The sequence below is a fragment of the Koromonas soli genome (assembly GCF_059726265.1).
This window is the reverse complement of sequence record NZ_AP040872.1, coordinates 641,861-655,020: the sequence shown is the minus strand read 5'-3', so window position 1 is coordinate 655,020 and position 13,160 is coordinate 641,861. Positions and strand designations below refer to the sequence as shown.

The window sequence follows — 13,160 nt, the reverse complement described above, 5'->3', positions numbered from 1 at the left end:
CTTATCCAAATGCAGTATGAAAGGAATGTGCGCGGAATCAAAAACTCTGAATGCTGAGCGAAACTTTTCGCGCGAGCCGGGTTCATTTACTCAGAGCAACGAGGTATCGGAGCATGATGAAGAAAACGGTTTTAGCCCTTTTTGGTTTGGTTCTCGTGTTCGCCCTTGCCGCGCCCCCCAAGGCAAGCGCACAGGTTTCGGTTGGCATCGGAATCGGAGTTCGTCCGGCTTACGGATATGTCGTGGCGCCGCCACCTCCGCCACCCGCATACGTCTATCCGGAGCCCTACGTTACATACGCACCGAGTTATGTTTACCCGTCCGGTTACGTTGTCGTAGATCGAGGATATGGCTGGCGCTATCGCGGATGGCGCGGATACCCGTACAGAGGGCGTGTGTACGAAGGCCGCTATGTGGGTCGTGGCTACGAGGGCCGGGGCTGGCATCGCCACTAATCCAAATTTCATGAGTTGAGTTTGCAAAAACCCCTTCAGACGCAATGCTGAAGGGGTTTTTGTATTAATGCTTTAAAGCAAACCGCCGGTCTGGATCGTCAATGCACTCAACGCGAGTTCCAGCTCCATGATAGCTTCATCGAGTTCGGGGTGCTGTCCCAGGCGTTCACGCAAGTTCGTGAGCTGCTGGTGAGCTTCTGCCACGTGTTCTCGCGCGTTCTCTTCTGGAGGCGCGGGTGTGAGATTATCGGGCGAACTCATGACGTCTTCTCCTTCTGGCGCCCTATTATCCTCCGGAAACAGCGTTTCGCTCGAAGACTTTCACTCAATTACGTATCGTGGCCTGAGCCGATAATTATGAAAAGCAGTAATCGCCGTCGCACCCATGTGCACGGAGCTCGTCCAGCGCTCGGCTTTGTGCCAGCCTAATCGATGCAGCAGATAGCTCCCGCCGATTTGCGCTCCAACAACTCCAATGGAAAACAGTGTCATCTGGACGCGCGAGCGAGCAAGCGACGGAGGCAGTTCAACCTCGCGTCCCGCGCCGGAATCAAGCATTTGCCAGGTGGAATCGCAGTCCATGGCATGAGCCACGGCAACGCCGGACCACAACGTGATATTTCGGGTGTCGAAGAACTTGTGCTTCGGTTGAAACTCTTGCGCATGCAACGGCAGCGCGCATAGCAACAGGACAAATATGGCGCAGATGTGCGCGAGTCTGGCTTTAGGCACCTGATCGCCTCGGATGCGGGAGTAATCCCGGCGAAGATTGATTTAGCTGAGAGCTAATCCAATTCTGAACGTAAGTACCTCCTCTGCGGCTACTATGATCTACTTACCTCTGCTACTTAGATCACTGAGTAGCGCCACGGCTCCGCCCGATTCCCAGACGGAATAGTTCTGAAGCTTTGCAGTTGCCGTACAACTCAATCCGGGGTTCATGGCATACCACTCCAGCATGGCTCTGCATTTCACCACGTCTTACATTGAGGACTCGTTGGCTCTGTTCGGCTATTACAAGAAATTGGCTGAGGGCGCGATGGCTCAAGTGTCAGACGAACAGCTCTGCATGGCACTGGATCAAGAGATGAACTCCATCGCGCTTATCGTCAAACATCTCACGGGCAATATGCGATCGCGCTGGACCAACTTCCTGACCACCGACGGCGAGAAAGCGGATCGCAACCGCGACAGCGAATTCAGGGAGCCATGCGCGACGAGAGCCGAGTTGCTCAAAAGCTGGGAGGAAGGCTGGCACCTCGTGTTCGCCGCCATCGAACCTTTGACCGATGCCGACCTCACGCGAACCATCACCATCCGCGGTGAAGCGCACTCGGTAATGCAGGCCATCAACCGACAGCTTGCACACTACGCCTATCATTGCGGGCAGATTGTTTTCCTGGCCAAACACTTTTGCGCATCAGATTGGAAGTCGCTTTCCGTTCCACGGAATCGCTCACTCGAGTTCACTCAACGGGTAAAATCAGGAGAACAGAGCCAGCGATAGAGATTGGCACATCCCAAGAAGGCCATATGGCATTGGCGCTCCAAGCAGCAGGAAAAACCGATGTAGGCTGCGTCCGCAGCAACAACGAAGACAGCTTCGATTACGACACCGCGGCTGGATTATTCGTTGTGTGCGACGGCATGGGTGGCCATGCCGCAGGAGAGGTCGCCAGCGGAATGGCCGTGCGCACCGTACTCGACTACTTCCGCAACGGAGGATCAGACGAGAGGCGAGCGCGCTCCGCAGACGAATTGCAAAACGCGATCACTTTCGCCAATGAGCGCATACGAAGAGCCGCAGCACGAACTCCCGGACACGCTGGAATGGGATGCACAATTGCAGCAGCGGTATGGGACGGCGCGGACGCCAGCATCGCCCACGTGGGCGACAGCCGTATCTACCTCATTCGCGAACACCAAATCGAGTTGCTCACCACGGATCATTCCCTGGTGATGGAAGGCGTCCGCAACGGACTGATGAGCATGGAGGAGGCACAGCAATCCGTCGTGCAGAACATCATTCTGCGCGCGCTGGGAGCAGAAGATACTGTGCGCCCCGACGTCGCTCAAGTAGCGCTGAAAGCAAACGATACTTTACTGCTGACAACTGATGGCCTGACTCGCCATATCGACGACAACCGCATACTGGATCTGATCGAGTCCTCTGCGAACATCACGGAAGCATGCAATCGGCTGATCAAGGCAGCAAAAGACGGAGGCGGGAGCGACAATATCACCTGCCTGCTCGTCCGCCTCGTCGATCAACCCTGAGCGAGTTGTTCAACTATTTCTGCCATGATTCCGCGCGATAATCTCCGCTGCGTCCGCCTGACTTGGCAACCAGACGAAGCCCTTCCAAACGCATCTTTTTAGACAACGCTTTCAACATGTCGTATAGCGTCAATCCTGCGACAGATGCGGCTGTGAGCGCCTCCATCTCAACGCCTGTTGCTCCATGGGTCCGCGCCACTGTCCGAATCACAATGCGATCTTCCAACGGTTCCATGTCTACGGACACATGCGTCAGGTTCAGCGGATGACACAGCGGAATCAGCTCTGAGGTTTTCTTCGCTCCCATAACGCCGGCAATGCGCGCCGTCTCATAAATGTTTCCTTTTGGCGTGCGGCCGTCGCGAATGGCACTCATAACCTCGTGACCGACCCAAAGCACTGCCTCTGCATCCGCCTGCCGAAGTGTTTCCTGCTTGGCACTGACGTCCACCATGCGAGGCAGACCCTTCTCATCGAGATGTGTGAATTCGTTCATTGCGAATCTTTCCATTCGTCGTACCAGGCCATTTGAATGGCCTCGAGTTTTCCTTCATTTGACGCCTGAGGATCGTCGGCAAAGTTCTCCAACTCGGACACAAGCCGGTGCAGTTCGGTGAAGCGGATCGTGAGAGGATCCATTTCCGGATACTTCTCGTAAAGCTCAATTCCGATGTCTTCCGAGTCAGTCCAATGCAGTTCTTTCATCTTTCCTCCACATTAGCGGCAGCAGGAAGGTTTTCGGCGCAGTCGAGTGAGGCTCCAGATGAGTAGCACGGAGTTGCATGCCAGCAACAACACCTCCGCATTGCTCTCGGGCCGATGGCTCATCGTGCCTGCAACCAGCAAGGCTTCAACAAGCAGCAGGACCGCTATCAACGGCTTCATGCCTACAGCGTACTTCCGCCGCCCTCGCTTATGTAGTTGCGATTCCATGACGGTATCTCGACGACGACTTCCCCAGGCTTTTCGATCACCGCCTGGCAGCCTAGACGCGAGTTGAGTTGCAAATCGGCGGCTGTATCCAGTTTGTCAGCCTCTTCCTCGCTCAACTCGTTCAGCAGCTCCTTGCCTTTTTTCACCACAACGTGGCACGTCGTACATGCGCAGTTTCCACCACACGCATGTTCGAGATGCAGGCCGAAGTTCATAGCAATGTCCAGAATCGACTGCGGCTTTCCATGGTCCTGGTAGGGCAGTTTGCCAGTCTCGAATTCCACGCTTTTTCCGCTGGGAAGAAACGTCAGCCGCACGGTATTCGGACCAAGTTCGGTCTTATCGCCAGCCGATTCCGGCTTCACATCAAGCATTCTTGCGTCCTTTCAATATCGATATACGTCGATTTAGTTGAACTCAGCCTTACCGATCGGATGAGGTGCCGTCGGGCCCTGGCCGACATCGGTGGTCTCCATATTCTTGCCGCGAAGCGCGCTGCTTACCGCCGCGTCCATCATCAACTCCGCAAGATGCATGGTTGCCTGGTTCAACTCGTCAATACTTCTGCGCACCTGTTGATAGTCAGTGCCCGCAGCTGCGGCTTTCAACCTGGCCTCGAGTTCATCAATCCTGCTTCGCTCGTCATCCGTTAGTTGCTGCCACGCAGGATTGTTGCGGCCCTTCTCGAGAGCAGTCAGGATCGTCTCCGCCTCATTGCGCGCCTCGATCAACTGGCGCTCTGCGAAATCCTTCTCGGCATTGTCGAACGAATCTAGAATCATGTTCTCGACCTGTTCATCGGTGAGTCCATAACTTGGCTGCACCTGAATTTCAGCTTCTTTGCCGCTGCGTTGCTCACGCGCCGACACATGGAGAATTCCGTTGGCATCGATCAGGAAGCGCACTTCAATGCGTGGCAATCCCGCCGGCATCGGAGGAACTCCCTTCAGATCAAATCGCGCCAGCGATCGACAGTCCTTCGCAAGTTCGCGTTCACCCTGCAATACATGAATTGCGACAGAAGTCTGTCCTTCGACGCCAGTCGTGAAGTGCTCGGTAGCGCTCGCAGGAATTGTCGAGTTGCGATGGATGATCTTGGCAGTTACTCCACCCAGCGCCTCGATTCCAAGCGAAAGCGGAGTCACGTCAAGCAGCAGCATGTCTTTGGTCTCAGTCGAACCACCCGCAAGAATGTTCGCCTGCACCGCGGCGCCCAGCGCGACAACCTCATCAGGATTCAGCTCGGTGTGCGGCTTGCGCCCGAAGAGCGCCTCCACCTTTTGGCGAACCAACGGAATTCGCGTGGACCCGCCGACAAGCACGACTTCATCTACCTGATCGGCGCTCAATCCAGCGTCCGCCAACGCCTGACGGCAGGGCCCCAGAGTGCGGTCCACAATCGGCGCGATCATCTGCTCGAGCATCTCGCGCGTGATTCTGCGCTGATAGAGCTTACCGCCTGGCAACTCTACTTCGATATCCGCGGCGTCCTGCGCCGAAAGTGCGATTTTCGCTTCGATCACTGCACGTCGAATCTGCTGAATAGCCTCGGGGTGTTTGCGGACATCCACGCCGAGATCGCCCGCGATGTCGTCCACGGCTACCGCAATCAGCAGGTTATCGATGTCGTCGCCGCCGAGATGCGTGTCTCCATTCGTGGCGATCACCTCAAAGATTCCATCTTTCAGCTTCAGGATCGAAATGTCGAATGTTCCGCCGCCGAAGTCGTAAACAGCGATAGTGCCATTCTGTTTGCGATCAAGGCCGTAGGCGAGCGATGCCGCCGTGGGCTCATTGACGAGCCGAAGCACTTCCAGTCCTGCGATGCGTCCCGCGTCCTTGGTCGCTTGGCGTTGCGCATCGTTGAAATATGCAGGCACAGTGATCACGGCCTGCTTCACCGGCGCCCCGAAGAACCGCTCAGCATTGCGCTTGAGCTGCCGCAAGATTTGCGCAGAGATTTCCGGAGGCGTGTAAGTGCGATCGCCCAGTTGGATGCGTAGAACCTCGCCAGGCACAAGGTCTTCGGCCAGATGAAACGGGAACAGCTTGAGCTCCTCCTGCACATCTTCCAAGCCGCGCCCCATCAGGCGCTTCACGCTGTAGATCGCGCGTTCCGGCGAGCTTAGCAGAGCGTCACGCGCCGCATTACCAATCAGAAAGCGATTCTCGCTATCGAGTGCGACTACGGAAGGAACAAGCGGTGAGCCATCTTCGCCAGGGATGATGAGTACGCCCTTGGCTGCATCAGGGTGCGCCAACGTAGGCCCCTGGCCCATGTACGCTACCAGTGAATTTGTAGTCCCGAGATCAATTCCAACAACTCTATCTTCTGCCATTATGAGTGAGCCAAGAAATTACTTCAGCACTTCATTGATATCGCGTACAAGGTTGCGCAAATAGCCGCGGCGATTCAATACATCGACCATCGTCGATGTAGCTTCTGCATCTCCGCTGTCCCACTTACGCCAAGCCGCGTATAACTCTTGCTGCATACCATCTAAACGTTTGCTCAGTGAGTCACGAGTTGCGACCAGTTGCTCACGAAGGTCGTCATCGATTGCGCCGGACTTCGCTTCTTCGAGGAGCATGTTCAGCTCGAACGCTTCTTCCAGCAACTCGACAGGAACAACCTGCTTCTTCTCCCGTCCTGCTGTGCGAGCCATCTCGGTTGCGATCTTGCTCTGCTCTTCCAGCGCGATCCCCTGCAGCGTCAGAAGGTACTCGGTTCGCGCAATCGGATCGCGCAGCGTGCGATAGGCGTCGTTCAGTTGCGAAGTCTTCTCGAGACTCCAGCTTTGCTCCTTGTCGCTCGCCCGAGAATACACGTCCGGATGCAGCTTGCGGCTGAGAGCATAGAACTCACGCTCTAGCATCGACTCGTCCAGTTGCAGCTTGCGGGGCATACCGAAGAACGAAAAGTAGTCAGTCGGACGCGCCGGCTGCACGTGACCGCACTCGCCGCAGAAGTGCTCAGCGCGCATATCTCCGCACGACCAGCAGCGATGATAGTGATGATCAGGCTGCATCACCTGCAACGTTGCGGTCGCTTTTGTTTCCACCTTGGGTTGATCGCTCAACGTCATTCCTCAGGAGAAGCTCGTGCCGCAACCGCAGCTCTTTTTTGCGTTGGGGTTATGGAAGACGAAACCGCGGCGCATCAGCGTCTCTTCCCACTCCACGGTCATGCCGTTGAGGTAGATGAAGGACTTCGGATCGATAAACACTCTCACATCTCCGAACTGAAAAATGCGATCGCGATCGCGCGGCTGCGTATCGAAACGAATGTTGTAGGAGAGCCCTGAACATCCCCCGCCCTGGACGCCAAGACGCAATCCTCCAACGTCGGGCGCGATGCCTTCTTTTTGCATGGTGGTGCGAATGTGCTCCAACGCTTTTTCCGTGATGTGAATGCCCTGTGCGGGCGCAGTCTGTTCCATTGCCATTTCTACTTGGGGCTCCAGCCCTGATGAACCTTTAGCTCTGCTTCTTTTTCCAGTCGGAGATAGCGGCACGAATTGCGTCTTCAGCCAGCACCGAGCAGTGAATTTTTACCGGAGGCAACGAAAGTTCCTTCACGATGTCCGTGTTCTTGATCTGCAGCGCTTCGTCCACCGTCTTGCCCTTCACCCACTCGGTCGCCAACGATGACGACGCAATCGCCGAACCACACCCGAAGGTCTTGAACTTCGCATCTTCAATGACCTTCGTCTCGGGATTGACGCGAATCTGCAACTTCATAACATCGCCGCACTCCGGAGCGCCAACCAGTCCAGTGCCGACTTCGCTGGCGCTCTTGTCCATCGTGCCCACGTTTCGCGGATTGGTGTAGTGATCGAGCACCTTATCGCTGTAAGCCATCCTTGTTCTCCTTCAGAATCTCTATGCCAGTGCCGCTCGTTTAGTGGCTCGCCGGTTCAGCGGCCCACTTCACCTTTGTAAGATCAACGCCTTCTTTGTGCATCTCGTAGAGTGGCGACAGTTCGCGCAAACGCTTAACGACTTCGACTACTTTGTTGGCCACATGATCGACTTCGGCCTGCGTATTGAAACGACCAAGTCCGAAGCGGATCGAGCTGTGCGCAAGATCGTCGCCCGCACCCAGAGCCTTCAGAACATAGCTGGGTTCAAGCGTCGCAGAGGTGCAAGCCGAACCACTGGAAACCGCGACATCGTTGATGCCCATCAACAACGATTCGCCTTCCACGTAAGCAAAACTCAGATTCACGCTGCCTGGCAGGCGATGCTCCATACTGCCGTTGACGTAAACTTCATCGAGCTGAGACATGATCTGCTCGCGCAAGCTTTCGCGCATCGCAAACAGGCGCTTCGACTCTTCGGCCATCTCCAGCTGCGCCAACTCGCAAGCCTTGCCCATTCCAACGATGCCCGGAACGTTCAGCGTTCCACTGCGCATACCGCGCTCATGTCCGCCACCATCCATCTGCGCCACGAGCTGGACACGAGGATTGCGCCGGCGCACGTACAACGCGCCCACGCCCTTCGGACCATAGATCTTGTGTGCTGAAACCGAAGCCAGATCGACGTTGTCTTCGATGACGTTGAACGGAACCTTGCCCGCTGCCTGCACTGCGTCCGAGTGGAACAGGATTCCCTTCTCGTGGCAGAGCTTTCCAATTTCGCGGATTGGTTGCAGGATGCCGATTTCATTGTTGGCTGCCATGATCGAGACCAGAATGGTTTGATCTGTCAGGGCGTCTTGCAACTGATTCAGGTCGATGCGTCCGTCTTTCTGAACGGGGAGATATGTAACGCGATAGCCGTGCTTTTCGAGACGCTTGCAGGTATCGAGCACGCACTTGTGCTCGGTCACTTCCGTGATGATGTGGTTGCCCTTCTCGCGATACATCTCGGCCACGCCCTTGATCGCGAGATTGTTGCTTTCAGTCGCTCCGGAGGTCAGCACGATCTCTTTTGCTGTGGCACCAATCAGCTTGGCAATTTGCTCACGTCCTTTTTCAACCGCCTGCTCAGCCACCCAGCCGAACTCATGATTGCGGCTGGCCGCATTGCCATAGATCTCGCCAAAGTAAGGCAGCATGGCCTCAACCACCCGCGGATCGGTTCGCGTGGTAGCGTGATTGTCCATGTAGATTGGTAGCTTCACTGCTGAATCACTCGCCATAATTCCCTCCAGAAACTTCGATCCTTACCAGCTCCTGCTCCAGGCGACTGGAATCTTCTGCGCCCTCGCGCAGCTCCCAGATCGTCAATCGGCTGAGCACGTCTTCAATCGCGCGACTCACCTTCTGCAATGGCTCGCGCACCGTGCACTTGGAGCTCTGGTCGCAAGCTTTATCTGAGTTGTTGCAGGAAGTGATGAAAAGTGGCCCTTCGATGGCGCGGATCACTTCCAACGCGCTGATCTGGCGAGCGTCTCTCGCCAGTACGTATCCGCCGTTGGTTCCCTGCTGCGAAACGAGCAGCTTGCTGCGGGCAAGCCGCTGCAGGATCTTTGCCAGCGCCTCCTGCGGAATCCCATACATCTCGGCCAAGTCTTTGGCGCTGCAAGCTCCCAGATCAGCATGTCCGGCCAGGTGCCGTACCGCGATCAACCCGTAATCGGCTTTCTTGGTGAGCTTCAGCATAGACTCGAATCTCCGACCTTTTCAGTCGCCAATAGAAGTATAGGTCTGGAAATCCAGAAAACGCAAGAGCCGACTTCCTCGAGCAGAAACTCTATCCGTTTGTATTTCTATGACTTAGGAAATGGCGATTTTTTTGGTCGGAAATTCACAGGAGAGCTTTAACCTTACGATCGCCATCTCTCGCATGCGAGATTCTGCGTCGGAGTGTTTGGCAAGAGGTGTTTCGAACCCTTAGCTCTGCCAACCAGAGATCCTCCCGCCGCATCCCCTCAACTTGAAGACAGATTATGTCGCATCTGCCCTATCGGCTACCTCCGCCTCTGCAGCCGCTGCCTCCGCCAGAGCCGCACCATCGGCTCTCCGCATTCGTCCGTGGAGTCGTCGCGGGAGCAGCCGACCTCGATCCCGCAGCCGTCCTCACCGCCACTGTTGCGGGAGCCACGTTTGGCTACAGCGTCGGGTGGGTTGTGCTACTCGCAATGCCGGTGCTCTGGAGCGTATTTTCGGTTTCCGCTCGCATCGGCGGTGACTCACGCAAAGGACTCGTCGAGCTTGTACGCGAGCAATACGGACGCAAGATGGCCGTAGCCCTGGCCATGGCAGTGTTCGTTGTGAACTTCGCGATGATTATCGGGGATCTGGTTGCGGTCAGCGATGCGCTCTCGATCGTGACCAATCAGTGGCGGGCATTCTTCCTGGTTCCTCTGGCATTCATTGTCTGGTACATGCTTATTGTAGGAAACGCGCGCAAGAGTATGGAGCGGCTTGGCCTGCTCTCGCTGTTTCTCGTCTCCTATGTGGTCGCGGCAATCTACACGGTTCACTCACCCGTGGACGTTGTGAAAGGCATTTTGCTTCCGCATCTTGAGGCCACCTCGCCGTACTCGATGGCTGTGATTGCTGTTTTTGGCTCTCTGCTCACTCCCGATGTCATCATCTGGCAGACCAGCTCGAAGCGCGATTTGCCGCGCGATGTGGATCCTTCACATGAAACCGAGTCGCATGCGGGAACCCTGGTAGCCACATTGATTTCGCTCTCGGCAATCGTCGTCTCTGCGAGTTTCCATATGCCAGATGCTGCTGCAATGACGACTCGCTCAGCCTCGCATGCGCTCGCCTTCCTTGGGTCAGCCGGGCCATTGCTGTTTGCGCTTGGAATTTTGGGTTCAGGCATTGTCGCGCTGCCTTTGCTTGCAGCCTCACTCTCCTTCAGCATCTCGGAAGCGATCGGCTGGGCCTCGGGTCTCAACAAGGAACCATGGGAGGCACGCTACTTCTACATCGCAATCTCATCGATCCTGCTCGTCTCGGTGAGCATTTCTCTGTTTGGGGTGAATACCGTTCGGCTGCTCTACTGGTCGCAAGTTGGAGCCGGAGCTCTGGTTGTTCCGATTCTCACATTCCTGGTGCTGCTCGGCCGCAACCACAACGTTGTTCATTCGTCCAACAGCCGCTTCGATGATTTCTTTCTCTCGTTTGCAGTGCTGGCCATGCTTATCGCAAATGCGATGTTTGTCTGGAGCGAGTGGATCGCGCCGCATTTTTGAGCCTCCCAGAGAAGCCCACATCAATCCGACACGCCGTGCAGTTCCAAGCTTAGTCTTCGGAATTTCCAAAGCGGTCCTATCCGTGATAGCTTCATCTGTTCAAGATTTCCGCGGCAAAGTAGGCAGCTACTAAGCTTCGAAAGGGGTTCTCGCCGCCCTTGCACTTATAATCTCGGCGAGACGCAAACATTACGGCAAACAACTTTCTAAGGAGATCTTTTATGCCTCTGGTTTCTATGCGGCAGTTGCTGGATGAGGCCGCCAAGGGCGGTTACGGCGTGGGCGCCTTCAACGTAAACAACATGGAACAGATTCAGGCCATCATGGAAGCTGCGCGCGAAACTCAGTCGCCGGTCATCATTCAGGCCTCGCGCGGTGCTCGTGCGTACTCGCAGGACAAGTTCCTCTATCACCTGATGCTGGCCGCCGCGGAACTCTATCCCGAGATTCCGCTCGTCATGCACCTCGACCACGGCAACAGCTTTGAAACCTGCAAGTCCGCCATCGAACTCGGCTTCACCTCGGTGATGATGGACGGATCCTTGAAAGAGGACGGCAAGACTCCCGCGACCTTTGAAGAGAACGTGGAAGTCACTCGTGCGGTCGTTGAACTCGCGCACAAACATGGCGTCACAGTTGAAGGCGAAATCGGCGTGCTCGGCGGAATTGAAGATGGACACGGGGCCGGCGGCAGCGGACTTGAGCATGTCACCGATCCTTCGCAGGCTGTTGAGTTCGTGAAGAAGACGGGCGTTGACGCATTGGCGATCGCAATCGGAACCAGCCATGGCGCGTACAAGTTCACCAGCAAGCCCGACGGCTCTGTGCTGAAGATGGACGTGCTGATCGAAATTCACAAACGCCTGCCCAACGTGCACCTCGTCATGCATGGCTCCTCCAGCGTACCGAAGGACCTGCAGGACATCATCAACCAGTACGGCGGCAAGCTGAAGCCGACGTGGGGCGTTCCCGTCGAAGAGATCCAACTGGGCATTCGCAATGGCGTGCGCAAGGTCAATGTCGATACCGACAATCGCCTGGCGATCACGGGTGCGATCCGCAAGGTATTTGCCGAGCAGCCTGAAAAGTTCGATCCGCGCGACTACATGAAGCCCGCACGCGAAGCGATGAAGAAGGTTGTCGCTCAACGTATGCGCGAGTTCGGTCAAGCCGGACATGCAGGCGACTACGCACCTATCTCAATTGAAGAGATGAAGAAGCGCTACGCCAACGCTTCGGCGACGGTGTAGTCAAATCATTTGCAACAAAAGATTGGAGGAGTCATGTGCTCCTCCAATCTTTGTTTTATACAGATTTTAAGCGGCTCTGAGCTCAGCGACAGGGTACCAGGGCGAGGCACCCTTGAGAGCTTCGTTCACGTTCTGAATGTTCTTCACACCTTCTGTCTCGAGCCACTCGCGGAACGCTTTCAGCCCCTTTTCGGCAAAGATGGGTACGCCATCGGCCCATGTGGCTCGACCGCATAAAACGCCGTTGTACTTCACACCACTCTCGGCGACAAGCTCCAGCGTTTCTGAAAATTCCGCGTTGCTCACGCCTGCAGATAGATAGATGTAAGGCTTGTCCGTTGCCTGCGCCGACTTGCGGAACAACTGCATCGCTTCGGACTTGGTGTATGCCCTCTCTCCCTTGAAGCTGCGCGTTCCTTCGACGAACTTCATGTTGACGGGAACTTCTAGTTTAAGAACATCGACGTTGTAGCGCGGCTTGCTGAACTCGCGCATGTAAGCCTGCACGATCTCAGGCTTCTTCTTCGCGTATTCAAGTCCCTTTTCGTCCATGCCTTCTTCATAGCCAATAATTTCGAGGAAGAAAGGGATATCATTCGCTACGCATTCATCACCGATGCGCTCGACCCACGCCTGCTTGTGCTGATTTATGTGCTCAGGATCGCTCGGCGCATAGTAGAGCAGAATCTTGACGCAATCAGCACCGGCTTCTTTCAAGCGACGCGCGCTCCACACATCGAGCAGATCGGGCAGTCGCCCGGGGACTTGCTTGTCGTAGCCGGTCTTTTCGTAGGCGAGAAGCAGGCCGCTGTTCTTGTTGCGGGCCTTCGCGGCAGGAAGGCCCCATTCTGGATCGAGCAAAATAGCGCTTGCGTAGCGGGTCAGCACTTCACTGACAGCGATCTTGAAATCAATCAGATCCTGTTCTGTGGCTTTCGGACCGAGAGCTTTCTTGAGGGAGCCACGTTGGTCCATCGCAGCAGCAGCAATGACGCCGCGCTCGTTTGAGACCGCCTTCATGCCAGCCATCTTTCCTGGAGTAAGTTTCACGTTCGCCTCCTGCACGACTCAGATGCGAACAGCAGAAAA

At 55.8% G+C, this 13,160-nt stretch carries 18 protein-coding genes; 5 read left to right on the top strand and 13 right to left on the bottom strand.

Going from position 1 to position 13,160, the window contains the following annotated elements; genetic code table 11:
- The first annotated feature begins 113 nt into the window (after positions 1-113).
- The gene (locus tag AC6IY8_RS02845) at positions 114-455 is read left to right on the top strand and encodes a hypothetical protein (protein WP_497777182.1); all 342 of its coding nucleotides are present in this window, start codon (positions 114-116) and stop codon (positions 453-455) included.
- A 72-nt stretch (positions 456-527) separates the two neighbouring features.
- On the opposite strand, the gene AC6IY8_RS02840 is transcribed toward AC6IY8_RS02845, so the two are convergent.
- Together AC6IY8_RS02840 and AC6IY8_RS02835 are read right to left on the bottom strand one after the other, a co-directional pair.
- Positions 528-716, bottom strand: coding sequence for a hypothetical protein (locus AC6IY8_RS02840; protein WP_497777181.1), 189 nt, complete (start codon positions 714-716; stop codon positions 528-530).
- Positions 717-776: 60 nt separating this feature from the next.
- Positions 777-1,187: a hypothetical protein gene (locus tag AC6IY8_RS02835; protein ID WP_497777180.1), complete on the bottom strand. Its 411-nt coding sequence runs from the start codon at positions 1,185-1,187 to the stop codon at positions 777-779.
- A gap of 208 nt (positions 1,188-1,395) precedes the next feature.
- On the opposite strand from AC6IY8_RS02835, the gene AC6IY8_RS02830 reads away from it, so the two are divergent.
- Positions 1,396-1,962, top strand: a complete 567-nt coding sequence (locus AC6IY8_RS02830; protein ID WP_497777179.1) for a DUF1572 domain-containing protein — start codon at positions 1,396-1,398, stop codon at positions 1,960-1,962.
- A 26-nt stretch (positions 1,963-1,988) separates the two neighbouring features.
- Positions 1,989-2,732: a Stp1/IreP family PP2C-type Ser/Thr phosphatase gene (locus AC6IY8_RS02825; RefSeq protein ID WP_497777178.1), complete on the top strand. Its 744-nt coding sequence runs from the start codon at positions 1,989-1,991 to the stop codon at positions 2,730-2,732.
- 13 nt (positions 2,733-2,745) lie between these two features.
- Here AC6IY8_RS02825 and moaC read toward each other — a convergent pair whose 3' ends face one another.
- Genes moaC through AC6IY8_RS02775 form a run of 10 tightly spaced genes read right to left on the bottom strand, consistent with a single transcriptional unit; the run spans position 2,746 to position 9,274 of the window.
- The gene (gene moaC, locus AC6IY8_RS02820; protein ID WP_497777177.1) at positions 2,746-3,228 is read right to left on the bottom strand and encodes a cyclic pyranopterin monophosphate synthase MoaC; all 483 of its coding nucleotides are present in this window, start codon (positions 3,226-3,228) and stop codon (positions 2,746-2,748) included.
- Entirely contained in the window at positions 3,225-3,437 is a 213-nt protein-coding gene (gene iscX, locus AC6IY8_RS02815) for a Fe-S cluster assembly protein IscX (protein ID WP_497777176.1), read from the bottom strand. The genes moaC and iscX overlap by 4 nt, the downstream gene beginning before the upstream one ends.
- 12 nt (positions 3,438-3,449) lie before the next feature.
- Positions 3,450-3,617: a hypothetical protein gene (locus tag AC6IY8_RS02810; protein ID WP_497777175.1), complete on the bottom strand. Its 168-nt coding sequence runs from the start codon at positions 3,615-3,617 to the stop codon at positions 3,450-3,452.
- A 2-nt stretch (positions 3,618-3,619) separates the two neighbouring features.
- Positions 3,620-4,039: a 2Fe-2S iron-sulfur cluster-binding protein gene (locus tag AC6IY8_RS02805; protein ID WP_497777174.1), complete on the bottom strand. Its 420-nt coding sequence runs from the start codon at positions 4,037-4,039 to the stop codon at positions 3,620-3,622.
- A 33-nt stretch (positions 4,040-4,072) separates the two neighbouring features.
- The gene (gene hscA / locus AC6IY8_RS02800) at positions 4,073-6,004 is read right to left on the bottom strand and encodes a Fe-S protein assembly chaperone HscA (RefSeq protein ID WP_497777173.1); all 1,932 of its coding nucleotides are present in this window, start codon (positions 6,002-6,004) and stop codon (positions 4,073-4,075) included.
- A gap of 18 nt (positions 6,005-6,022) precedes the next feature.
- Positions 6,023-6,745, bottom strand: coding sequence for a Fe-S protein assembly co-chaperone HscB (gene hscB / locus AC6IY8_RS02795; RefSeq protein WP_497777172.1), 723 nt, complete (start codon positions 6,743-6,745; stop codon positions 6,023-6,025).
- Between the two features lie 9 nt (positions 6,746-6,754).
- A complete protein-coding gene (locus AC6IY8_RS02790) occupies positions 6,755-7,111 on the bottom strand; it encodes a HesB/IscA family protein (protein ID WP_497777171.1) in 357 nt (118 codons plus the stop codon).
- Positions 7,112-7,142: 31 nt separating this feature from the next.
- Positions 7,143-7,526, bottom strand: coding sequence for a Fe-S cluster assembly scaffold IscU (gene iscU, locus AC6IY8_RS02785; RefSeq protein ID WP_497777170.1), 384 nt, complete (start codon positions 7,524-7,526; stop codon positions 7,143-7,145).
- A 40-nt stretch (positions 7,527-7,566) separates the two neighbouring features.
- Positions 7,567-8,811, bottom strand: a complete 1,245-nt coding sequence (locus AC6IY8_RS02780) for an IscS subfamily cysteine desulfurase (protein WP_497777169.1) — start codon at positions 8,809-8,811, stop codon at positions 7,567-7,569.
- Positions 8,801-9,274: an RrF2 family transcriptional regulator gene (locus AC6IY8_RS02775; protein WP_497777168.1), complete on the bottom strand. Its 474-nt coding sequence runs from the start codon at positions 9,272-9,274 to the stop codon at positions 8,801-8,803. Before AC6IY8_RS02775 ends, AC6IY8_RS02780 begins: the two co-directional genes overlap by 11 nt.
- Positions 9,275-9,561: 287 nt before the next feature.
- On the opposite strand from AC6IY8_RS02775, the gene AC6IY8_RS02770 reads away from it, so the two are divergent.
- On the top strand, positions 9,562-10,821 hold the full coding sequence (locus tag AC6IY8_RS02770; protein WP_497777167.1) for an NRAMP family divalent metal transporter: 1,260 nt from the start codon (positions 9,562-9,564) through the stop codon (positions 10,819-10,821).
- A 221-nt stretch (positions 10,822-11,042) separates the two neighbouring features.
- Positions 11,043-12,071: a class II fructose-bisphosphate aldolase gene (fba, locus tag AC6IY8_RS02765; RefSeq protein ID WP_497777166.1), complete on the top strand. Its 1,029-nt coding sequence runs from the start codon at positions 11,043-11,045 to the stop codon at positions 12,069-12,071.
- Positions 12,072-12,137: 66 nt separating this feature from the next.
- Here fba and AC6IY8_RS02760 read toward each other — a convergent pair whose 3' ends face one another.
- On the bottom strand, positions 12,138-13,121 hold the full coding sequence (locus AC6IY8_RS02760) for a tagatose 1,6-diphosphate aldolase (protein ID WP_497777165.1): 984 nt from the start codon (positions 13,119-13,121) through the stop codon (positions 12,138-12,140).
- Between the last annotated feature and the right edge of the window lie 39 nt (positions 13,122-13,160).